Source organism: Streptomyces sp. NPDC088707 (genome assembly GCF_044752725.1).
Classification (GTDB): domain Bacteria; phylum Actinomycetota; class Actinomycetes; order Streptomycetales; family Streptomycetaceae; genus Streptomyces.
Genome location: NZ_JBIVLV010000011.1, coordinates 48,216 through 69,079, shown reverse-complemented (window position 1 = coordinate 69,079; position 20,864 = coordinate 48,216). Strand labels below are relative to the sequence as shown.

Here is a 20,864-nt window from a genome sequence, read left to right as displayed (position 1 = left end):
GAGAAGGAGCCCGGCCGGAAGGATTCCGGCCGGGCTCCCGCGTCTCCGTGGGGTACGGGGGAGGCTTAGCGGCAGAGAACGTCCCCGTCCGGGCGGACGCCCTCGGTGAGGAAGCGGGTCACGGCCCGGTCCCCGCAGGCGTTGCCGTTCCCGAGGTAGACCCCGTGCCCGCCGTGGTCGACGGAGACGAGCCGGGCGCGGTCACCGAGGGCGCGCCGCATCCCCATCCCTTTGGAGTGCGGGGTGGCGGGATCCCGCAGGTTCTGGATCATGAGGATGTTGGAGGGCCCGCGGTCGGTGATGCGGACGGGCTTCTCCGCAGCGCCGCCCTTCCAGAAGGAGCAGGGGGTGATGTTCACCGGCATCCCCGCCGTCAGCGGGAACCGCTCGCGGTTCTTCGCGACGGCCCGCTCGTGCGCGGCCACGGACGCGGGCCAGTTCACGTCGTTGCAGATCACACCCACGGTGATGGCCGCGGCGTCGTCCGGCATCGCGCCCGCCAGCTCACGCGGCAGCACCGGCCGGCCCTCCGGGTCGAGCGCCTCCGTCACCAGCTGCGCGAAGGACGGGAAGAAGCCGTCGGAGTAGAGCGCGAGCTGGAGCGACTGGAGCAGCATCGAGCCCGTGAGCGGAGGGCCCGGCTTCGCGGGCTCGCCCGGCGCACCCGGCAGCACGGAGGCATGCGGCTCCCGGTCGAGCCGGCCCGCCAGATCCATGACGACCGCCCGGACGTCCTCGGGCCGCTCCGCGAGCCGCACCCCCTCGACCGCCCGGTCCGGATGCGCCGCCCAGTCCGCGAAGTCGGGGAACCGGTCCTCGGCGCCCTGCGCCAGGCCCTCCAGCCAGCCCCGGGCGACCCGCTTCGGGTCGGGGTCGTTGCTGCTGTCGAGTACCCAGCGATCGGTCCGCCCCGGGAACTTCTCGGCGTACGCGGCCGCCACGTACGTCCCGTACGACACGCCCCACGCCGACAGCTTCCGCTCGCCGAGCGCCTTCCTCAGCTGTTCCAGGTCCCGCACCTGGTTGGCGGTGGTCAGCCCGCGCAGCATGGCACCCCCGTTCCGGGCACAGGCCTCGGCGGTCCGCTTCGACCGGGCGACGTTCTCGTCGATGCCGCCGACCGCGCTCGGCCACGACCGCAGCGTCATCATCCACCGGTCGCCCTCGTCGAGCCCGCACCGCGCCTTGGCCGAGCCGCCGATGCCGCGCGGGTCGAACGCCACAAGGTCGTACGCCCCGTCCATCTCCCGCGCCAGAGCGGCGCCCTTCTGCGCCAGCCGCTGCACCCCGGAGCTGCCGGGCCCGCCGGGAATGACCATGAGGGTCCCGCGCCGGGCGTCGGGGCGGGTGCCGGCGATCCTGGACACGGCGAGCTGGATCCGCGGCCCGTCGGGATCGGCGTAGTCGAGGGGTACGGAGAGCTTGGCGCACTGCTGCCCGGGAAGCGGTTTGACGGCAGGGTCGCACACCCCCCAGTCGAGGCCGGCGGCGGAGGCGGGAGCGACGCCGCCGGCGGCGAGGCCGAGCCCGGCGACGAGGGCGACGGAGAGACCGAGGAGGGAAGCGTGACGTCCGTGATTCGCTGTCATGCTCACAGCCTGTCGAAGCCGGAGCCCCCGCCCCATCCGGCAGGCACGCGGCCCGGAGGTGGGGCCAACCCCCGCAGACACGGGGGGTGTTCGGCCAGAGGGCGCGGGATAGGGCACAGGAGAAGGGGGAGGCCGGAGCCGAGACGCCCAAGCGGAATCCCTTATCCGATGGCGGTCCCCCGTCCCCTCGGGAATCATCCCCCGCATGACCACCACCCCCACGTCCACCACCCCTCCCACCCTCGCCTCCGCCGCCGGTACCTGGGTCCTCGGGGACCTCACGGTCAACCGCATCGGATTCGGTGCCATGCGGCTGCCCCAGCGCGGCGAGGCACTCGTCGAGCACGCCGTGCCCCGCGACCGCGACGAGGCGATCGCCGTGCTGCGCAAGGCCGTCGACCTCGGCGTGAACCACATCGACACCGCCGCCTTCTACTTCTCCCCGCTCCGCTCCGCCAACGAGCTGATCAGCAGCGCCCTCGGCGGGCCCTACCCCGACGACCTCGTCATCGCCACCAAGGTCGGCCCCTGCCGCGACGCCTCCGGGGCCTGGGGCACCCACGCGCGCACCGCCGCCGCCCTGCGCGGCCAGGTCGAGGAGAACCTGCGGCAGCTCGGCCGCGACCACCTCGACGTCGTCAACCTCCGTATCGTCGGCACCGATTCGATCGCCGAGCGCTTCGGCGCCCTCGCCGAGCTCCGCGAAGCCGGCCTCGTCCGCCATCTCGGCGTCTCCAACATCACCCCCGAGCAGCTCGCCGAGGCGCAGGCCATCGCCCCCGTCGTCTGCGTGCAGAACATGTACGGGATCGGGGTCCGCCCCGAGTACCAGGACTTCGTGCGTCACTGCGGCGAGCAGGGCATCGCCTTCGTGCCCTTCTACGCGATCGCCGCCGCGGGCCGTCAGGGCGGAGCCACCGCCCCCGAGAGCCCCGAGGTCCTCGCCGTCGCCGAGGCCCACGGCGCGAGCCCCGCCCAGATCCGGATCGCCTGGACCCTGCACCAGGGGCCGCACCTCCTCGCCATCCCCGGCACCGGCGACCCCGGCCACCTCGCCGCGAACGTCGACGCGGGCGCGATCCGGCTCACCGACGAGGACCTGGCCCTCCTCGGCGGACTGCACCGCGAGCCCGCCGCCGACGCTTCCTAGACTCCACCTCCATGACGCACACGCCGAGCCGCCCCACCCCCGCCCTCGCCGCCGACCTCGCTCCCACCGGCACCCTCCGGGCCTCCATCAACCTCGGGAACCCGGTGCTCGCCCAGGGCACCCCCGAGGCGCCGTCCGGGATCACCGTCGATCTGGCGAGGGAGATCGGGGCGCGGCTCGGGCTCGCCGTCGAGCTGCTCTGCTTCGACGCGGCGCGGAAGTCCTTCGAGGCGATGGCCGACGGCCGGGCCGACCTCTGCTTCCTCGCCGTGGATCCGGCGCGGGAGACGGAGGTCGCGTTCACCGCCCCGTACGTCGTCATCGAGGGCGTGTACGCCGTCCCCGTCGGCTCCCGCCTCGCCACCGTCGAGGACGTCGACGCGCCCGGCGTCCGGATCGGCGTCAAGCAGGGGTCCGCGTACGACCTGTTCCTCTCCCGCTCCCTCACGCACGCGACGGTCGTGCGCGGCGCGGAGGGCGTCGACACCTTCCGCGCCGAGGGTCTCGACGTGGGCGCCGGGATCCGCCAGCCCATGACGTCCTACGTGCGGGAGCACCCCGACGTCCGGCTGATCGAGGGCCGGTTCATGCAGATCCGGCAGGCGGTCGGCACGACGGTCGACCGCGCGCCCGAGACGGTCGCCTTCCTCCGCTCCACCGTCGAGGAGCTGAAGGCCGACGGCTTCGTGGCGGACTCGCTCCGTCGCGCCGGCCAGGACACCGGGCTGCTCGCCCCGCCCGCGGCCTGACGCCGGCAGCGACGGGACCCGCTTCACCCCACGACGTCCGCAGCCGTCAACGGCTCCCCCGGGATCAGGATCCGGTCCCGGAGCCCGTACGGGGTCAGCTCGTCCCACCACCTCGCCGCCGGGTCGAAGCGGGCGTGCGCCACGGCGCCGGCCAGCGCGGGATCGCGGGCCCGGAGCGCACGGAGGGCGAAGGCCGGCCCCTGGCCGAGGCCGACGACACCGTCCACGGCCAGGGCGCCCAGCTCCGTGGACATCACAGGAGCTCCGACGACGGGCACGAGCCCCCGGCCCCGCTGCCGTACCGCCGCCGCGTGGACGTCCAGGACCTCCGCGAGCGGCAGCCCGAAGCAGCGGCGGGCGCCCGAGCCGCGCTCGACGAGCATGCGGTACGGGACGAGGCCGAGCGCGGTCTGCTCCCGCCACATCCGCGCCCAGACTCCGGCGTCGTCGTTGACATGCCGGAGGACGGGGCCCTGGGTGCGGATCGCCGCTCCCGTCGCGAGGACGCGGGCGAGGGCCCGGCGGGTCGGCGCCGGGTCGAGCTCCCGGGGGTGGGTGAGGTGGAGGAGCAGCGAGAGGCGGCGGCCGGCCGCGACGACCCGTTCGAGGACGCGGAGGAGGTCGTCGGCGTCGGCGAGGTCGTCGCTCGCGAAGCGCTCCGGCGCGTGGATCACGGCCCTCGTCCGGATGCTGATCGTCCGCACCCGGGGCGTGGCCAGGAGCGGCGAGAGGTACGCGTCGAGCTCAGCCGCCCGCATGGCGAGCGGGTCCTCGCCGTCGAGGACGACGTCCGTGATCTCCGGGTGCCGGGCCAGGCGGGCCGTCATCGCCTCGGGCCCGCCCCGCGCCGGACCGCCGGCGTCCGGGGGCCGGCGGAAGCAGGACGCGCAGGGGGCGGGGCAGCCGCGGCGCCGGTCGGGGAGGACGAGCAGGGTGCCCGGATAGGTGTGCCGGACGGCCTCGGTGTCCCGGCCGGCCGGGTGCGGGTCGAGTCGTTCGCGCAGGCCGTCGACGACGAGCCGCAACCGGTCGCGGTCGCCGTCCCGCAGGGTCTGCTCGACGGCGGCGAAGTCCGCGGGGGCGAGCAGGTCGCGGTGGGGCACGAGGAGCCGGTAGAGGGGGTCGTCGGGGGCGCGCGACCAGTCGATGAGCTCGTCGGCGGCGTGGGAGCCGACCCGGAACGGCAGCACGCGGCCGACGACGTCGGCGTCGTGCGCGAGGGCGGGCCGCCCGGTGCGGTCGGCGATGAGTCGGGCGAGGCGGTGACCGGTGAGGACGGTCACCCGTTCCCCACCACCGGCACGTCGGTCGTCTGCACGGTCGTCGCCTCCTCGAAGGCCTCACCGATCGCCGGTGCGGCGCACCCCGGACGATGATGGGGAGGGGAGACCCCGGCCGCCAATGGCACTAGCGGTGGCCCGACGTGGGGGCAACGGAGGAGTCCGGCCAATCGCGCGCGACACGTACCGGACAGCACGATGTGACGCGGACATCCGTTCTCCACCCATCCGTCCCGCTTCGCACCCGAGGCCTTTCAGCCTGGCGTAAGCCCGCGGCATCTGCCAGATTGGCGCCTTTCCTCCGGGAGGAACGGGTGCGCCGGGCCGGCCCTCACATCGACCTCAGGTGTTCCGCGAGCCGGTCGTACTGCTCCCGGACCCCCGCCTCCATGCCCGCCGCCAGCGACTGGTCCCTGATCTCGTTCGACGGCCAAAAGGACGTGCTGGTCAGGGCCGTGCCGCCGTCCGGAGTCGAGTCGAACGTGAGCGTGACGCGGACCGGCTCCCCGTCCGGCATCTGCTCGAAGACCTCCGTGTAGTCGAGCCGCTCCACCGGTACGACGTCCTCGTACATGCCGGAGAAGACGATCTGCTGACCGTCCGGGGCGGTCTGGCCCCAGCGCCACGCACCGCCCACCCGCAGATCGATGTCGACGACCGTCGTGGTCAGTCCGGACACCCCGTACCACTCCCGTACGTGCGCGGGGACCGTCCACGCCTCCCAGACCCTGGCCGGCGGGGCGTCGAAGGTCCTGGTGATGACCAGCTCGCGATCGGCGGGTGTCGTCAGCAGGGTGACCATGGCCTCGGCCCTTCCACCGTGTCCTTTTCGGTCTCTTCCAGGATCACTCGGGCACGCCCGGCCGGCCACTCCCGGAAAGGGAGTGAACATGTTCAACAGGTGAGCGCTAAAGTTCTGCCACGCGGCCGCCCCCGATCACGGGCGACGCCGCCATCACAGACCTGTGGGGGGTCCCTTTGCCGCGCTCAACGCGCAGGCTTCCGCACGCCTTCGTGCGTGCCGCAGCCGTCTTCGCTCTCTCGGCGGGCGTCATCGTGCCCGCCGTCGTCCACGCCCCGACCGCCTACGCGGATGCGCCGCTCCTGTCCGGCAAGACGCTGGACAACGGGCGCTACCGCGTGGATCTGCCCGCCAACGCGCTCTGGATCAAGGTCAGCGTCCTGGCCTCCACCGACCCTGGCGCCGCCGTGCTCGCCTCCACGGAGGCGCTCACCACGGACAACATCCGCTGGGAGACGGAGGCGCCCTTCACGCTCCCGCAGGGCACCGCCTTCCAGGACTACCCGGTACGCGTCGAGTACCGGATGCCCGGCGGCACCACCCAGCGGACCGCCGGCGCCACCTACAGCTACCGGCCGCACGTCGGCGTCACCGACCTGTCCTGGGACCGCGAGAACACCAGCTACGACCAGCGCCAGGCCGTCCTCTCCGGCAGGACGACCCTCTGGGACCCGGCCACCGGCGCCCGCACCACCGCGCCCGCCGGCACCCAGGTGGCGATCGCCCTCAACGCGCAGGACGGCACCGGCAGGGTCATCCGCTCCACCGCCACGACCCTCGCGGACGGCACCTTCTCCGTGACGGTGACCCCGGGCGGCTGGGTCTCCGGCACCGCGACCGTGGTCACCGCCGGCACCGGCAACGACCCGGACGACGCCGCCTTCGTCCCGAACCTGGGCGTGGAACGGCTCCTGTACCGGATCAGCACCAACGTCAACAAGTACCGCGTGCTCGCCGGTACGGACGTGCGGGTCAGCGGGCACGTGGAGCGGTACACGCCGACCGGCTGGAAGCCCTTCCCCGGCGCCTCCGTCGTCGCGACCGGATCACAGCCCTACGGCTCCAACCCGGCGACCGTCCTGGGCAGCACCACGTCCTCCGCGACCGGCGCCTTCTCCTTCAACGCGCGGCCCCAGTACAGCACCGAATTCGTGTACACCTCGCTGCGGTACTCGCCGTACTTCGACGACGCCCGCGCCTACGCCAAGAGCGACATCGTCGTACCGCAGCAGTTCTCGTACTCCCCGCACACGATCACCCTGGACGAGTACGGGAAGCTCACCGCCACGGGCGGGTTCGGCTCGGCCTACTGCCGCAACGGGCAGCCCGTGCAGCTCCAGGTCTCCTTCGACGCCGGTCGCAGCTGGCGCGTCATGCGCAGCGGCATGACCGACAGCGGCTGCTCCTACCGCTTCACCACCCAGGGCTACGAGAGCGCCCTCTACCGGATCCACCACCCGGAGACCAACGAGCTGGTCGCCAAGGGCAGTACGTCCCTGAAGCGGGGCCGCACGCCCACCCGCTTCTCCGCCTTCACCATCAGCCCCACCCGGCCCACCGTGAACGGCAAGATGACCGTCTCCGGCACCGTCCAGCGCAAGGTGGGCGGCGTCTGGAAGCCGCTCGCCGGAGCCAAGCTGACCCTGGTCTACAAGCCCAGGAACGAGAACCAGTGGTACTGGGTGACCAAGAGCATCACCACCAACAGCAGCGGCCGGTTCAGCTACCGCGCCACCGCCTACGGCGACGGCTCCTGGGCCGCGTACCTCAACACCACGGGCACCTACTTCTACAGCGACACGAAGGCGATCTACATCGATGCGCGCTGACCTCCGCCCCTCCCGCGCCCTGACGGCGGGCCTGGCCGCCGCAGCCCTCGCCGCGACGACCCTCGCCGTCACCGCCGCGCCCGCCACCGCGGCCGACCCGCTCGTCGGCATCGGCCGGGCCCTCACCGACGACACCCAGCGCGGCATCTTCCAGGTCACCGCCTGGACGGACGCCCCTCAGGCGAAGATCACCAAGGTCTCGGCCCAGGTCCGGCAGGGCGACACCGTCCTCGTCGACATCCCGACGCTCGCGGGCGTGACCGATCCCTGGAACCCCTCGGCCCAGGCCACCACCTTCCGCCTGCCCGACGCGGCCGTGCTGAAGCTCGTCGAGGACGGCGGCCGCATCCCGGCCCTCGGGACGTACGCCATCGACGTCACCGCCACCGACTCGCTGGGGAACAAGCAGACCCGGACCGACGCCGGACAGCTCGACTTCCGGCTCCGCCCCGAGATCACCCTCGTCCCCACCAAGCCCACGTACGCCGACCGCAACGCCCGCCCCTCGGGCACTGTCGTCGGCATCCAGCCCGGCTCCGGGGACCGGGTCGCACTGGCCGACCTGCCGGTGACCGTCAAGCGGCTCGACCCGCCGCGGGACGGGACGCAGAGCCCGCCCCGACAGGCGGTCACCGACGCGGACGGCCGCTTCACGTCGCCACCGTTCCCGATCTCCAGCGCGGACCTGAACATCCCGAACCTCGCCTTCTGGGCGACGGTCACCGCCGACACCTCCGAGCTCCACGGCACCGTGACGGATCACCTCAGCGTCTACCAGCACGAGTCGCGCAAGGTGGCCGTCACTGCCACCGCCGACAAGAAGCGGGCGCTCGACGGGGAGACCGTGACCGTCAGCGGCCGGATGACCGACCCGGCCGCGGCCGGCGCGCCCGTCGCGAACCACGAGGTGCGCGTGCGGCTCGGCGGCCCCACCTGGGGAACGGGCTCCAGCACCGTCGTCCGGACCGGGACGGACGGCCGGTTCACCGCCCGGCTCATCGCCGTCGCGGGCAAGGAGTCCGGCGGCTTCGCGGTCGAGTCGCCCGACCGGTACGTGGAGTTCCCCGCGCACTACGGCGCCCTGGCCATCCCCCTCGACTCCCGCACCGACCTCCGCACGTACGGGCTCTCCGCCGACGGCCGGGTCACGGTCTCCGGCACCTTCGGCGCCCGGTACGAGGCGGAACCGAACTTCACGACGGCCCAGTTCGTCCGGCTGGAGCAGCTCGTCGGCGGCGCCTGGAAGGCGATCGCCTGGGGAAACGTCAACTCGGCCTACTACAACGAGTTCACGGCCTCGGCGGCGAGCCGGGGCGGCACCTTCCGTCTCCGGCACCTCACCACCGACCAGTTCGCCGAGTCCAGCACCGGCACGCTGCGGCTGACCCGCATCGACACCCGGATCGTCTCCCTGAACGCCGGCCCCGAGCCGGTCGCGAAGGGCGGGTACGTGACGGTCACCGGCGGGCTCCAGCACTACACGGACAACAAGTGGCGCGCGTACGCGAACGCCCCGGTCGTCCTGCAGTTCCAGCCGCGGGGCTCCACGACGTGGAAACAGGTGGCGACCGGCCGGTCGAACGCGAGCGGCAACGTGTCCCTGAAGGCCAAGGTCACCGGGGACGGCAGCTGGCGCCTCCGCCACTACGGCGACGGCAAGCACTTCAACACCCCGGCCTCGGCCGGCGGTGACTACGTCGACATGCGCTGACCGCGGCGCTCCCCAACGCCCGAGGGCGGCACCCCCCTGCCGGGGAGTGCCGCCCTCGTTCGTGCTGAGCTTCGCGTTCAGCGATGAACCACCGATCCCGGAGGATCAGAAGTCCATGTCACCGCCCGGCATGCCGCCGCCGGCCGGCGCGGACGCCTTCTCCGGCTTGTCGGCGATGACGGCCTCGGTGGTGAGGAACAGCGCGGCGATCGACGCGGCGTTCTGCAGCGCGGAGCGCGTGACCTTCGCCGGGTCGATGATGCCCTCGGCGATGAGGTCGACGTACTCGTTGGTCGCGGCGTTCAGGCCGTGACCGACGGGCAGGTTGCGGACCTTCTCCGCCACGACGCCGCCCTCGAGGCCGGCGTTGACCGCGATCTGCTTCAGCGGGGCCTCAAGGGCCAGCTTCACGATGTTCGCGCCCGTGGCCTCGTCACCCGCGAGGTCGGCCTCGAGCTTCTCGAAGACCGAGGAGGCCTGGAGCAGGGCCACGCCACCGCCGGCGACGATGCCCTCCTCGACGGCCGCCTTCGCGTTGCGAACGGCGTCCTCGATGCGGTGCTTGCGCTCCTTGAGCTCGACCTCGGTCGCGGCACCGGCCTTGATGACCGCAACACCGCCGGCGAGCTTCGCCAGGCGCTCCTGCAGCTTCTCGCGGTCGTAGTCCGAGTCGCTGTTCTCGATCTCGGCGCGGATCTGGTTCACGCGACCGGCGACCTGCTCGCTGTCACCGGCACCGTCGACGATGGTGGTCTCGTCCTTGGTGATGACGACCTTGCGGGCGCGGCCCAGCAGGTCGAGGCCCGCGTTCTCCAGCTTCAGGCCGACCTCCTCGGAGATGACCGTGCCGCCGGTGAGGATGGCGATGTCGTTCAGCATGGCCTTGCGACGGTCGCCGAAGCCCGGGGCCTTGACCGCGACGGACTTGAAGGTGCCGCGGATCTTGTTGACGACCAGGGTCGACAGGGCCTCGCCCTCGACGTCCTCGGCGATGATCAGCAGCGGCTTGCCCGACTGCATGACCTTCTCCAGGAGCGGGAGCAGGTCCTTCACCGAAGAGATCTTGGAGTTGACGATCAGGAGGTACGGGTCGTCGAGTGACGCCTCCATACGCTCCATGTCGGTGGCGAAGTACGCCGAGATGTAGCCCTTGTCGAAGCGCATACCCTCGGTGAGCTCCAGCTCCAGACCGAAGGTCTGGGACTCCTCGACGGTGATGACGCCTTCCTTGCCGACCTTGTCCATCGCCTCGGCGATGAGCTCGCCGATCTGGGTGTCGGCGGCGGAGATGGAGGCCGTGGAAGCGATCTGCTCCTTGGTCTCGACATCCTTCGCCTGCTCGAGCAGGGCGCCGGAGACGGCCTCGACGGCCTTCTCGATTCCGCGCTTGAGGGCCATCGGGTTGGCACCGGCGGCCACGTTGCGCAGGCCCTCGCGGACGAGCGCCTGGGCGAGAACGGTGGCGGTGGTCGTACCGTCGCCGGCGACGTCGTCCGTCTTCTTGGCGACTTCCTTGACCAGCTCGGCGCCGATCTTCTCGTACGGGTCCTCGAGCTCGATCTCCTTGGCGATGGAGACACCATCGTTGGTGATCGTGGGGGCGCCCCACTTCTTCTCGAGGACGACGTTGCGACCCTTGGGGCCGAGGGTGACCTTGACGGCGTCAGCGAGCTGGTTCATGCCGCGCTCGAGACCGCGCCGGGCCTCCTCGTCGAACGCGATGATCTTGGCCATGTGAAGTGGTCCTCCCGGACATGGGGTGGATAACGCTCCAGGACCGCGCCGACGCCCGCGACGGACGGCCTCCGCAGCTCCGCGTGGTTCCTTGCCCCACCCGGCCGGCGGCCTCGTCTGCCCGATCCTCGTAGCACTCTCACCTTCCGAGTGCTAACGCCAATGATTAGCACTCGCCCTATGAGAGTGCAAGCGACTCTCGAGTTTCGGGAGGTGGACGGGGGGCGCGAGAGGGGCGCGGGAACGCGCGAGGGGCCCGCTTCCCCTCAGGGATGCGGGCCCCTCGACGTCGTTGCGTCGGTGGCCGATCGCGCCGCGCTCAGACGGCGAGCTTGACCATGTCCGCCTGCGGACCCTTCTGGCCCTGCGAGATCTCGAACTCGACTCGCTGTCCCTCTTCGAGGCTGCGGTAGCCATCCATCTGGATCGCGCTGTAGTGGACGAAAACATCCGCACCACCGTCGACCGCGATGAAGCCGTAGCCCTTCTCCGCGTTGAACCACTTGACGGTGCCCTGAGCCATGCCTAACTCCCCTATTACTGGCCCTTGCGCGGGACCCGCACTTCGCGGAACCCGGGTCAGACCCTGCGCCGGAACGCGTCGACCGCGGCTGAATGTATCTGCCCAACTGCCCTCTGCAACAGGTCAATCGAGCGAGAATTCTGGGCGCCACGGAAAGGCGAATTGGGGAGATTCCCTTGGATGACCGGGCAAGTCGGGCCCGGCAAAGCGCGCAGAAGGTACACAACGCGCACACACTTTGGCTGCTTCTTGTCGCGCGGGGACGCATTCTCATATGCGCCTGGCATGAGCAGCGGAGGGGACTTCCCCAACTCTACCGCGCTCAACCATGCAGAATTGCCCCTTCCGCTTTATGGCGCGGAAGGGGCAATTAAGAAAGACGGGGACAACCGGTGGGCCCGCGAAGGCCCACAGCCTCCGGCACCGAGTTCGACGGTCAGCCTCCGGCGACGGCCGGGATGATCGAGACGCCGGCGCCGGCCGGGGTGGCCGTCTCCAGGCCCTGCTCGAAGCGCACGTCGTCGTCGTTCACGTAGACGTTGACGAAGCGGCGCAGCTTGCCCTGGTCGTCCAGGACGCGGGCGGCGATGCCCGTGTGGTTCTTCTCCAGGTCCGCGATGACCTCGGCGAGGGTCGCGCCCTCGGCCTGGACCTCGGACTGACCGCCCGTGTAGGTGCGGAGGATGGTGGGGATGCGGACGTTCACGGCCATGTCTTCGAAACCTTTCAGAGGGCCAGGCCGGCGTCGCGGAACGCGTCCAGGCTCGGGCGGATGGTGACGGTCGCCTGAGAGGTGTCGGCCACCGCGTCCAGGGTCTTGAGTCCGTCGCCGGTGTTGAGGACGACGGTCGTGAGGTTCGGGTCGATCAGCCCGTTCTCGACGAGCTTCTTCGTGACGCCGACGGTCACGCCGCCCGCGGTCTCGGCGAAGATGCCCTCGGTCTGCGCGAGCAGCTTGATCGCGTCCACGACCTGCTCGTCGTTCACGTCCTCCACGGCGCCGCCGGTGCGGCGGGCGATGTCGAGGACGTACGGGCCGTCGGCCGGGTTGCCGATCGCGAGCGACTTGGCGATCGTGTTCGGCTTCTGGGGCCGTACGACGTCGTGGCCGGCCTTGAAGGCCACCGACACCGGGGAGCAGCCCTCGGCCTGCGCGCCGAAGATCTTGTACGGCCTGTCCTCGACGAGGCCCAGCTTGACGAGCTCCTGGAGACCCTTGTCGATCTTCGTGAGCTGGGAGCCGGAGGCGATCGGGATGACGAGCTGGTCGGGGATGACCCAGCCGAGCTGCTCGCAGATCTCGTACGCCAGCGTCTTGGAGCCCTCGCCGTAGTACGGGCGGAGGTTGACGTTGACGAAGCCCCAGCCCTCGCCCAGCGGGTCGCCGATGAGCTCGGAGCAGAAGCGGTTGACGTCGTCGTAGTTGCCCTCGATGGCGACGAGGTCACCGCCGTAGACACCGGCCATGACGACCTTGCCCTGCTCCAGGTCGTGCGGGATGAACACGCAGGAGCGGAAGCCGGCGCGGGCGGCGGCGGCGCCGACGGCGCCGGCCAGGTTGCCGGTGGAGGAGCAGGAGAGGGTGGTGAAGCCGAAGGCGCGGGCGGCCTCGATGGCCTGGGCGACGACCCGGTCCTTGAAGGAGTGGGTCGGGTTGCCGGAGTCGTCCTTGACGAAGAGCTTGCCGGGGGCGACGCCGATCTCGCGGGCGAGGTTGTCGGCCTGGACGAGCTTGGTCCAGCCCGGGTTCAGGTTGGGCTTGTCGGCGACGTCGGCGGGGACGGGCAGCAGCGGGGCGTAGCGCCAGATGTTGGCGGGGCCGGCCTCGATCTGCTTGCGCAGTGCCTCGGGGTCACCGGTGGGGAGGTCGTACGCGACTTCGAGCGGTCCGAAACAGAGTTCGCAGGCGAAGATCGGGCCGAGCGGGAAGACTTCACCGCATTCGCGACAGGAGAGTCCGGACGCGGGACCGAGGTCGACCGAGGTGGCGGGGGTAGCAGTCTGTACAGCCATGGAGGCGAGGCCCTTTCTCCTCATCTTTCCCATGACGAATTTTTCGTCATGAGACGGATTTGGCACCTTCCCTAGCCGGGGGCCTCGCGCATGAAAGCTGTGCCCGTCAGGGCTCCACCTGGGGTGGTGGCCGGGAGACGGGTGGGCGAGACAAACCGACTGGAGGGTTGCCGGGGCTTCAACGGGCCGTTTCCCTCTGCCCCTCTGGATGAGCGGTATTCGATTGTGAAGCGCGGTGGACTTTCGTTCCTGCGCTCCGACGCGGGCGGCACCCCGACGTGCATCGGGCATCCGCGTTGTTCAAGACTGTAACCGAAGGCCCGGACGCTTGGACCGGCCGTCCGAACCGCGAGATGGAGATCACGTGCTGGAAGAGGTGGAGCGCTGGCTGGACCGGCGGTCCTGGTCCGTGGCGGACCGGCCGCTGGAGCGGATCCTCGCCGCGAAGCGGAACACGAAGGTCAGCGTCGTCCTGCCGGCGCTGAACGAGGAGGCGACGGTGGGTGACATCGTCGCCGTGATCCGGCGCGAGCTCATGTCGGAGGCGGTACCGCTCGTCGACGAGCTGGTGGTGATCGACTCGGGCTCCACGGACCGTACGGCGGTGGTGGCGGCGGCGGCCGGGGCGCGGGTGGTCGCGCGGGACGCGATACTCCCCCGGATACCGGCCGTGCCGGGCAAGGGCGAGGTCCTGTGGCGGTCGCTGATGGTGACCACGGGGGACGTGGTGTGCTTCGTCGACGCGGACCTGCGGGACTTCTCGGCGGACTTCGTGTCGGGGATCGTGGGCCCGCTGCTCACCGACCCGGACGTGGACTTCGTGAAGGCGATGTACGACCGCCCGTTCGGAGACACCCCTGGTCAAGGGGGTCGGGTGACGGAGCTCGTGGCCCGCCCTCTGCTCAATCTGCACTGGCCGCAGCTGGCCGGCCTCGTACAGCCGCTGGGCGGCGAGTACGCGGCGCGCCGGTCCCTGCTCGAACGGCTGCCCTTCCCGGTCGGTTACGGGGTGGAGCTCGGGCTGCTCGTGGACGCGCTGCACACGGTGGGTCTGGACGCGCTCGCGCAGGTGGACGTGGGGGTGCGCAAGCACCGGCACCAGGACGGGCAGGCGCTGGGCCGGATGGCGGCGGCGATCTACCGGACGGCGCAGCTGCGGCTCTCGCGGGGACATCTGGTGCGGCCTCTGCTGACGCAGTTCGAGCGGGGCGAGAAGGGCTTCGAGCCGCGGACGTACGCGGTGGACACGGAGGAGCGGCCACCGATGGCCGACATCGTGGAGTACGCCCGCCGCCGCGTGGCGTAACGCCCCATGATGATCTGTTTTGCCTACATTGCCCTTTTATGCGCTTCAGACAACATCACCTGGGCAGGGTGCTCGCGGCCGTCGTGGCCGTCGGACTGACGGCGGGCTCGCTCGCGTTCACCGCGGCGGGGCCGGCCGCGGCGGACGTGGTCGAGCCGTTCGGCAAGCGGTACGGCGAATCGCTGTACGGCGACTTCACGACCATCGGGAACACGGTCATGGGCTGTCCGACCGCCCCCGCCGACCTGGCCGCCCGCTGTGCGCTCGCGGCGACCGGCCAGGGCGCGGACAACGACGACACCTTCGTGATGCGGCGGCTCGACGCCGGCGCCCTGGGGAGCGCGTACGGCTCCAGCACCGGCCGGGTGCGGATCCCGGCGGGCGCGGAGGTGGCGTACGCCCGGCTCTTCTGGGGCGGCAACGACGGCACGTACAAGGGCCCGAGCGGGGCGCAGCTGAAGCGCTGCGACATCTCCGGCGCCGACGTCGAGCGCTCGCCCGGCGACCCCACGACGACCGCCCCGGTGATCAGGGTCGGCACCGGCGCCGCGACCCCGGTCTCGATCGACAGCATGGTCGCCGACCCGGCCGACACCGACGGCCCGCACTACTACACGGGCGAGTCGGACGTGACGGCGGCGTTCGCGGGCACCTCGGGGACGGACGCACAGGTGGCCGTCGGCAACATCTGGGCGCCCGGCGGCAAGGGCTGCGTGGCGGGTTGGTCGCTGACCGTCGTCCACCGGTTCCCGGGCCCCGACCCGGTCCGCGCGCCCGAGCGGCGGAACGTGTACGTGTACGGCGGGCACGTCCTCCAGCGCTCCTCCTCCCCCGCGACCACGATCACCGTGGACGGCTTCCGCCGGAGCGGCGGCAAGGCGCGGGCGAGCGTCACCGCGTACGAGGGCGACCGGAACACCCCGGGTGACACCTTCCTCGTCGACGGCAGGAACGTCACCGAGGCCCACACGGGCAGCACCGGCAACTTCTTCATCAGCGGGGACGACGGTGCCGTCGCCCCCGACCTGGTCGACAACCTGAGCATCGACGCGAAGGCCTTCGACATCCCCGACGGCGCCGTCCCGCAGGGCGCCACCTCGGCCGATCTGACCTTCTCGACGCGCGGCGACACCTACGTGCCCTCCGCGCTGGCCTTCTCCGTGCCGGTCCCCGACCTGGAGATCACCAAGACGGCGAGCCCGCGCACGGTGAAGCCGGGCGACACGCTCACCTACACGATCACCGCGAAGAACGTCAGCGCGCACGACTACCCGAACGCCAGGTTCAGCGACGACCTGACCGGGAACCTCGACGACGCCGACTACCGGGGCGACGTGCGGACGGACCTGGGCACGGCGACCTACCAGGCGCCGAGGATCGGGTACGTCGGGACCGTCCCGGCCGGGAAGACGGCGACCGTCACCTACTCGGTGAAGATCAAGAACCCGCCGGCCGGGGACGGGCGGCTCCGCGACCGCGTGGTGGTCGAGACCCCCCGCTCCAACTGCGCGGCCGGCAGCGAGGACCCGGCCTGCGGGGCCGCCCCGGAGATCCGGAAGCCGAAGCCGAAGCCGAAGCCGACCCCCACGCCGACACCGACCCCGGTGGATCCGACCCCGACGCCGGCGGACCCCACGCCCACTCCCGTGGACCCGACACCGACCCCGGTCGAGCCCACGCCGCCCCCGGCCCCCGCCGATTCCGCCCCCGCGCCCCCGGCCCCGGGACCGCGCGGGAACGGCGGCGGCTCGATGGCCGAGACCGGCGGCAACGGCGAACGGCTGTGGCTGCTGGGCGCCCTGGGCCTCGCCCTCGCGGCGACGGGCCTGGTCGCGAAGGCGGCGATGCGCGGCCGGCGCGAGAACTGACGGCCGTCCGGAGGTCCGGCCACCCTCCGTGGCCGGATCCACCCGTCTCGTATACGTACGTTTGAGCGTTTACCGGACGGGCTAGGTTCGCCCCATGGCATCTGTGCTCGTGGCATCCAACCGGGGACCCGTCTCGTACGTGCGCGGGGAGGACGGTGAGCTCGACGCCCGCAGGGGCGGCGGCGGCCTGGTCTCCGGGCTGAGCGCCGTCTCCTCGCAGGACAGCCTGTGGGTGTGCGCGGCGCTCGGCGAGGGCGACCGGGAGGCCGTCCGGCGCGGCATCGCCGAGCCGGGCGTCCGGATGCTGGACATCGACCCGGAGGTGTACGCCGACGCGTACAACGGCATCGCGAACTCGGTGCTGTGGTTCCTCCACCACCACCTGTACGACACCCCCCGCGAGCCCGTCTTCGACGCGGAGTTCCGCCGCCTCTGGGAGTCGTACCGCGCCTACAACCGCGCCTTCGCCGAGGCCCTGGCCGCCGAGGCGGACGACGGCGCGGCGGTCCTGGTGCAGGACTACCACCTGGCGCTCGTCCCCGGGATGCTGCGGGAGCTCCGCCCCGACCTGCGGATCGGACACTTCACGCACACACCGTGGGTGTCCTCCGAGTACCTGCGCATGGTGCCGGACGACATCGTCGAGGAGCTCCTGTGGGGCATGCTCGGCGCCGACGAGCTGGGCTTCCACACCTGGGGATGGGCGTCGGCGTTCATCAGCTGCTGCTCCCAGCGCGACGACCCGACCGGGACGGCCCGGGGCGTGTGGCCGAGCGGCGACCCCTGGCACGGGGTGGAGTGGCGCCGCCACGGCGCGGGGAAGGGCCGCACCCGGGTCCGGGCGTACCCGCTGGGCGTCGACGGCGACGAGCTGCGGGCCCTGGCCCACCGCCCCGAGGTGGACGAGGCCCTCGCCCGGCTCCGCGCCGAGGTGGGCGGGCGCAGCACCGTCGTCCGCGTCGACCGCACGGAGCTCTCGAAGAACATCCTGCGCGGCCTCCTCGCCTACCGGGAGCTGCTCACCGTCCACCCCGAGTGGCGGGACCGGGTGGTCCACCTGGCCTCGGCGTACCCCTCCCGGCAGGACCTGCAGTCGTACCGCGCGTACACGGCCTCGGTGGCGGAACTGGCCGCCGAGATCAACGCGGAGTTCGGCACGGCGGACTGGCAGCCGGTGATCGTGTCCGTGGAGGACGACTTCACCCGCTCCCTCGCCGCGTACCGCCTGGCGGACGTGGCCCTGGTCAACCCGGTGCGCGACGGCATGAACCTGGTGGCGAAGGAGATACCGGTGGTCTCGGACGCGGGCTGCGCGCTCGTCCTGTCCACGGGCGCGGGCGCGTACAAGGAACTGCGGGAGGACGTCCTGGCGGTGAACCCCTTCGACGTGTCGGAGACCGCCGACGCCCTCCACACCGCTCTGACGATGCCCCTGCCGGAACGCGCCGACCGCACGAAGCGCCTCGCCGCGAAGGCGACGGCCCTGCCCCCGCAGCGCTGGTTCCTGAACCAGCTCGACGCGCTGCGGGAGGAGAGCTAGGAGCCGCCCCGCTCCGGGGCGGCGGCCCGCTCCGGGGAGGCGACCAGCCCGGTGGACCTGCTCGTACGGAAGGGCTGACGGGCCCGGCCCCGGCTCAGGCCTCCCCCCGTACCGCCGCCGCCAGCGCCCCCAGGAACTCCACCACCCCCGGCGGGCCCGGCACCGCCAGGTCCCCGCGGTCGGCCAGCTCCGGGACCTCCGTCGAGCCGCTGCAGACCAGCAGGCCCGGGGTGCCGTCGGAGCGGAGCTTCTCGACGGCGGCGAAGGCCGGCAGGTCACCCAGGTCGTCGCCCGCGTAGAGCACGGACCCGGCGCCCACCTCCCGTACGTACTCCGCGAGCGCGACGCCCTTGTCCATGCCCGGCGGACGCAGCTCCAGGACCATGCGGCCGGGCTCCAGGACGAGGCCGTGGTGGGTGGCGAGGTCGCTCAGCGGGCCCTTGAGGGCCTCGAAGGCGCCCTCCGGGTCGAGGGCGCGGCGGGTGTGGACGGCGACCGCGCGGCCCTTCTCCTCGATCCAGACGCCCGGCCAGGCGCCGGCCCGGTCGAGGAAGCCGGGGAGCTCGGCGCGGACGGAGGCGACGCCCGGGTGCGGGGCGGCGGCCCGGACGGTGCCGGTGACCGCGTCCCAGCGTTCGGCGCCGTAGTGGCCGAGGACGACGAGGTGCTCCAGGCCGGGGACGCCGGCGAAGCCGCCGTACCGGACGGCGACCCCGGCGGGGCGACCGGTCACGACGGCGACGGAGGCGACCTCGGGCGCGAGCGCGGCGAGCGCCTCGACGGCGCCGGGGTGGGCGCGGGCCCGTTCGGGGTCGGGGACGATCTCGGCGAGGGTGCCGTCGAAGTCGAGGGCGACGACGGCCTTCTCGGGCCGCGCGAGCAGCGCGGCCAGACCGTCGCGGCCGGCGGATGTGGTCGGATGCGGGAGACTGACCATACTCCCGACCCTACCCACGCACGCCGCCCACGTCAGGGCCGCGAACAAGACGGGAGCGCTACCGCCTCTTCCGCTTCTCGTCCCGCACCCGTCGCAGCCGGTTCACCGTCACCGGATCGTGGGCGAGGGCCCTGGGGTCGTCCAGGAGGGCGTTGAGCACCTGGTAGTAGCGGGTCGGGGAGAGTCCGAGGGTCTCGCGGACCGCACGCTCCTTGGCGCCGGGCCCCGGCCAGGAGCGGCGCTCCACGGCGAGGAGGGCCCGCTCGCGCTCACCGAGCCCGCCCTCGTCACCGCTGTCCGCCGCTTCCCGCTCCTCGGTCATGCGACCAACCTATTATCCAGCGCTCCTCGACGCCGTGGCCGCCCGGTCGCGCGAACGCCTACTCGGCGCTCTCCGCCGCCGTCGCCGCGCGTCCGATCGCGCCGAGGACCTCGGCGGGGACCCCGGCCGGGGTGACGGCCTTGCCGATGTTCTGCTTGACGTTCTCGCTGACCTTGGCCCAGGACGTCTTGCCGACCGGCGGGAGCTGGCTCTCCGGGAGCGTCTTGAGGAAGACGCGCAGGTTGGCGTGCTCGGGCTCGGTCTCCATGCGGGTGGAGGCGGTGACGGTGACCGGCAGGAGGTCGTTGTCGCCGGCGAACTTCAGGACGTTCTCGTCGCTGAAGACGAAGTTGAGGAAGTCGCCGATCTCCTTGCGGTGACCGTTCTGCTTGAAGCCCATGATCCAGTCGGCCACGCCCATGGCGGCCTCGGCGTGGCCGTCGGCGCCCGGGAGCGGGACCTGGCCCACCTCGACGCCCTTCTTGGCGGCTTCCTTGAGGAGCGAGGGGTGGCCGTTGAGCATGCCGACCTCGCCGTTCGCGAAGGCGGCGAAGGCGGCCTTGCGGTTGAGCTTGCCGGGGGCGACGGGCCCGGTGAGGCCCTTGCCGACCAGCTTGTTCTTGAGCCAGTCGAAGGTCTTGATGTTGGCGTCGGAGTCGACCGCGTAGTGGTCGGTGCCGTCGGTCCAGCCACCGCCGCCGCTGAGCATCCACATCAGGGCCTCGGCCTGGGCCTCCTCGGGGCCGAGGGGCAGCGCGAAGGGGGTGCGGACACCGTTGTCCTTCAGCTTCTCGGCGGCCTCGGCGAGCTCGTCCCAGGTGGTGGGGGCCTTGGCGCCGGCCTCGTCGAAGAGGGACTTGTTGTAGAACAGCGGCCGGGTGGAGGCGACGAAGGGCAGCCCGTACTGGATCCGCTTGTGCTCCCCGGCGTCGACGAGCGGCGCGAGGAAGTTGGACTGGACGGGTATGGAGAGCAGCTCGTCGGCGGCGTAGAGCTGGTCGGCGGCGGCGTAGTCGGCGTAGGCGCCGATCTGCGCGATGTCGGGGGCCTTGTCGGCCGCGACCATCTCGGCGACCTTGCGGTCGACGTCGTCCCAGGACTCGACCTGCACCTCGACCTTGACGCCGGGGTGGCCGGCCTCGAAGGCGGTGACGAGGTCGGCCCAGTACTTCTTGGTGGTGTCGCCGCCGGTGAGGTCGTAGTCGGCCGCGACCAGTCTCAGGGTCACGTCGCCGGAGTCGCCTCCGAGCGAGCCACAGCCGGCGACCGTGGCGGTCAGTCCGAGTGCGGCGACGGCCGCGGTCAATCCAAGGAATCGTCGCCGCTCCACGGCTTCATCCACCTTTTGCTCGTCGTTGAGCTGCATCGAGCCGCACGTTTGCTCTGCGCAGGGCCGTAAGTCTCTCGCGTGCGCGGGTATGAGGTCTACACCACTCGGGTATCACTTCCGCAACGTCACCGGGACGATGGGCCCCATGACGGGACCCGAATTTGTATCCGTACGCAACAAT

The 20,864-nt window shown here is 71.8% G+C and carries 17 protein-coding genes and 1 riboswitch; of the genes, 7 read left to right on the top strand and 10 right to left on the bottom strand.

Annotation, left to right across the window (positions count from 1 at the left end; all coding sequences use genetic code 11):
* Positions 1 to 65: 65 nt before the first annotated feature.
* On the bottom strand, positions 66 to 1,589 hold the full coding sequence (locus tag ACIP84_RS29430) for an alpha/beta hydrolase (RefSeq protein ID WP_401801810.1): 1,524 nt from the start codon (positions 1,587 to 1,589) through the stop codon (positions 66 to 68).
* A gap of 205 nt (positions 1,590 to 1,794) precedes the next feature.
* Here ACIP84_RS29430 and ACIP84_RS29425 point away from each other — a divergent pair, with 205 nt between their 5' ends.
* Positions 1,795 to 2,739 carry an aldo/keto reductase gene (locus tag ACIP84_RS29425; RefSeq protein ID WP_401801808.1) on the top strand — a complete coding sequence of 315 codons (945 nt, stop codon included), beginning with the start codon at positions 1,795 to 1,797 and terminating at the stop codon, positions 2,737 to 2,739.
* Positions 2,740 to 2,750: 11 nt separating this feature from the next.
* Complete coding sequence (locus tag ACIP84_RS29420; protein WP_355963932.1) at positions 2,751 to 3,488, top strand: transporter substrate-binding domain-containing protein; 738 nt, start codon at positions 2,751 to 2,753, stop codon at positions 3,486 to 3,488.
* A gap of 23 nt (positions 3,489 to 3,511) precedes the next feature.
* On the opposite strand, the gene ACIP84_RS29415 is transcribed toward ACIP84_RS29420, so the two are convergent.
* Together ACIP84_RS29415 and ACIP84_RS29410 are read right to left on the bottom strand one after the other, a co-directional pair.
* On the bottom strand, positions 3,512 to 4,771 hold the full coding sequence (locus ACIP84_RS29415) for a lysine 2,3-aminomutase (protein ID WP_401801805.1): 1,260 nt from the start codon (positions 4,769 to 4,771) through the stop codon (positions 3,512 to 3,514).
* 328 nt (positions 4,772 to 5,099) lie between these two features.
* Positions 5,100 to 5,570, bottom strand: coding sequence for an SRPBCC domain-containing protein (locus ACIP84_RS29410; RefSeq protein ID WP_355963936.1), 471 nt, complete (start codon positions 5,568 to 5,570; stop codon positions 5,100 to 5,102).
* 212 nt (positions 5,571 to 5,782) lie between these two features.
* Between ACIP84_RS29410 and ACIP84_RS29405 the strand changes: the two genes are divergently transcribed.
* Entirely contained in the window at positions 5,783 to 7,399 is a 1,617-nt protein-coding gene (locus ACIP84_RS29405; protein ID WP_401801802.1) for a hypothetical protein, read from the top strand.
* Positions 7,389 to 9,110, top strand: a complete 1,722-nt coding sequence (locus ACIP84_RS29400; protein ID WP_401801799.1) for a hypothetical protein — start codon at positions 7,389 to 7,391, stop codon at positions 9,108 to 9,110. Before ACIP84_RS29405 ends, ACIP84_RS29400 begins: the two co-directional genes overlap by 11 nt.
* 105 nt (positions 9,111 to 9,215) lie before the next feature.
* Here the strand turns inward: ACIP84_RS29400 and groL are convergent, their stop codons facing one another.
* From groL to thrC, 4 genes are all read right to left on the bottom strand, one after another.
* Entirely contained in the window at positions 9,216 to 10,844 is a 1,629-nt protein-coding gene (groL, locus tag ACIP84_RS29395; RefSeq protein ID WP_030321969.1) for a chaperonin GroEL, read from the bottom strand.
* 319 nt (positions 10,845 to 11,163) lie between these two features.
* Positions 11,164 to 11,367: a cold-shock protein gene (locus ACIP84_RS29390; RefSeq protein WP_015035246.1), complete on the bottom strand. Its 204-nt coding sequence runs from the start codon at positions 11,365 to 11,367 to the stop codon at positions 11,164 to 11,166.
* A 436-nt stretch (positions 11,368 to 11,803) separates the two neighbouring features.
* Positions 11,804 to 12,079 carry a MoaD/ThiS family protein gene (locus tag ACIP84_RS29385; protein WP_055642141.1) on the bottom strand — a complete coding sequence of 92 codons (276 nt, stop codon included), beginning with the start codon at positions 12,077 to 12,079 and terminating at the stop codon, positions 11,804 to 11,806.
* A 14-nt stretch (positions 12,080 to 12,093) separates the two neighbouring features.
* Positions 12,094 to 13,404: a threonine synthase gene (thrC, locus tag ACIP84_RS29380; protein ID WP_355963982.1), complete on the bottom strand. Its 1,311-nt coding sequence runs from the start codon at positions 13,402 to 13,404 to the stop codon at positions 12,094 to 12,096.
* Positions 13,398 to 13,595: riboswitch (SAM riboswitch) on the bottom strand. Its footprint overlaps the gene before it by 7 nt.
* Before the next feature lie 149 nt (positions 13,596 to 13,744).
* On the opposite strand from thrC, the gene ACIP84_RS29375 reads away from it, so the two are divergent.
* From ACIP84_RS29375 to ACIP84_RS29365, 3 genes are all read left to right on the top strand, one after another.
* A complete protein-coding gene (locus tag ACIP84_RS29375; RefSeq protein ID WP_401801795.1) occupies positions 13,745 to 14,686 on the top strand; it encodes a glucosyl-3-phosphoglycerate synthase in 942 nt (313 codons plus the stop codon).
* 38 nt (positions 14,687 to 14,724) lie between these two features.
* Entirely contained in the window at positions 14,725 to 16,554 is a 1,830-nt protein-coding gene (locus ACIP84_RS29370; RefSeq protein ID WP_401801792.1) for a hypothetical protein, read from the top strand.
* Positions 16,555 to 16,648: 94 nt separating this feature from the next.
* A complete protein-coding gene (locus ACIP84_RS29365) occupies positions 16,649 to 18,094 on the top strand; it encodes a trehalose-6-phosphate synthase (protein WP_401801789.1) in 1,446 nt (481 codons plus the stop codon).
* A 94-nt stretch (positions 18,095 to 18,188) separates the two neighbouring features.
* Here the strand turns inward: ACIP84_RS29365 and otsB are convergent, their stop codons facing one another.
* From otsB to ACIP84_RS29350, 3 genes are read right to left on the bottom strand one after another with little or no spacing between them, the layout of a single operon-like run.
* A complete protein-coding gene (otsB, locus tag ACIP84_RS29360; RefSeq protein ID WP_355963949.1) occupies positions 18,189 to 19,031 on the bottom strand; it encodes a trehalose-phosphatase in 843 nt (280 codons plus the stop codon).
* 58 nt (positions 19,032 to 19,089) lie between these two features.
* The gene (locus tag ACIP84_RS29355; protein WP_355963951.1) at positions 19,090 to 19,353 is read right to left on the bottom strand and encodes a DUF3263 domain-containing protein; all 264 of its coding nucleotides are present in this window, start codon (positions 19,351 to 19,353) and stop codon (positions 19,090 to 19,092) included.
* 58 nt (positions 19,354 to 19,411) lie between these two features.
* The gene (locus tag ACIP84_RS29350; RefSeq protein ID WP_401801786.1) at positions 19,412 to 20,719 is read right to left on the bottom strand and encodes an ABC transporter substrate-binding protein; all 1,308 of its coding nucleotides are present in this window, start codon (positions 20,717 to 20,719) and stop codon (positions 19,412 to 19,414) included.
* Positions 20,720 to 20,864: the final 145 nt, after the last annotated feature.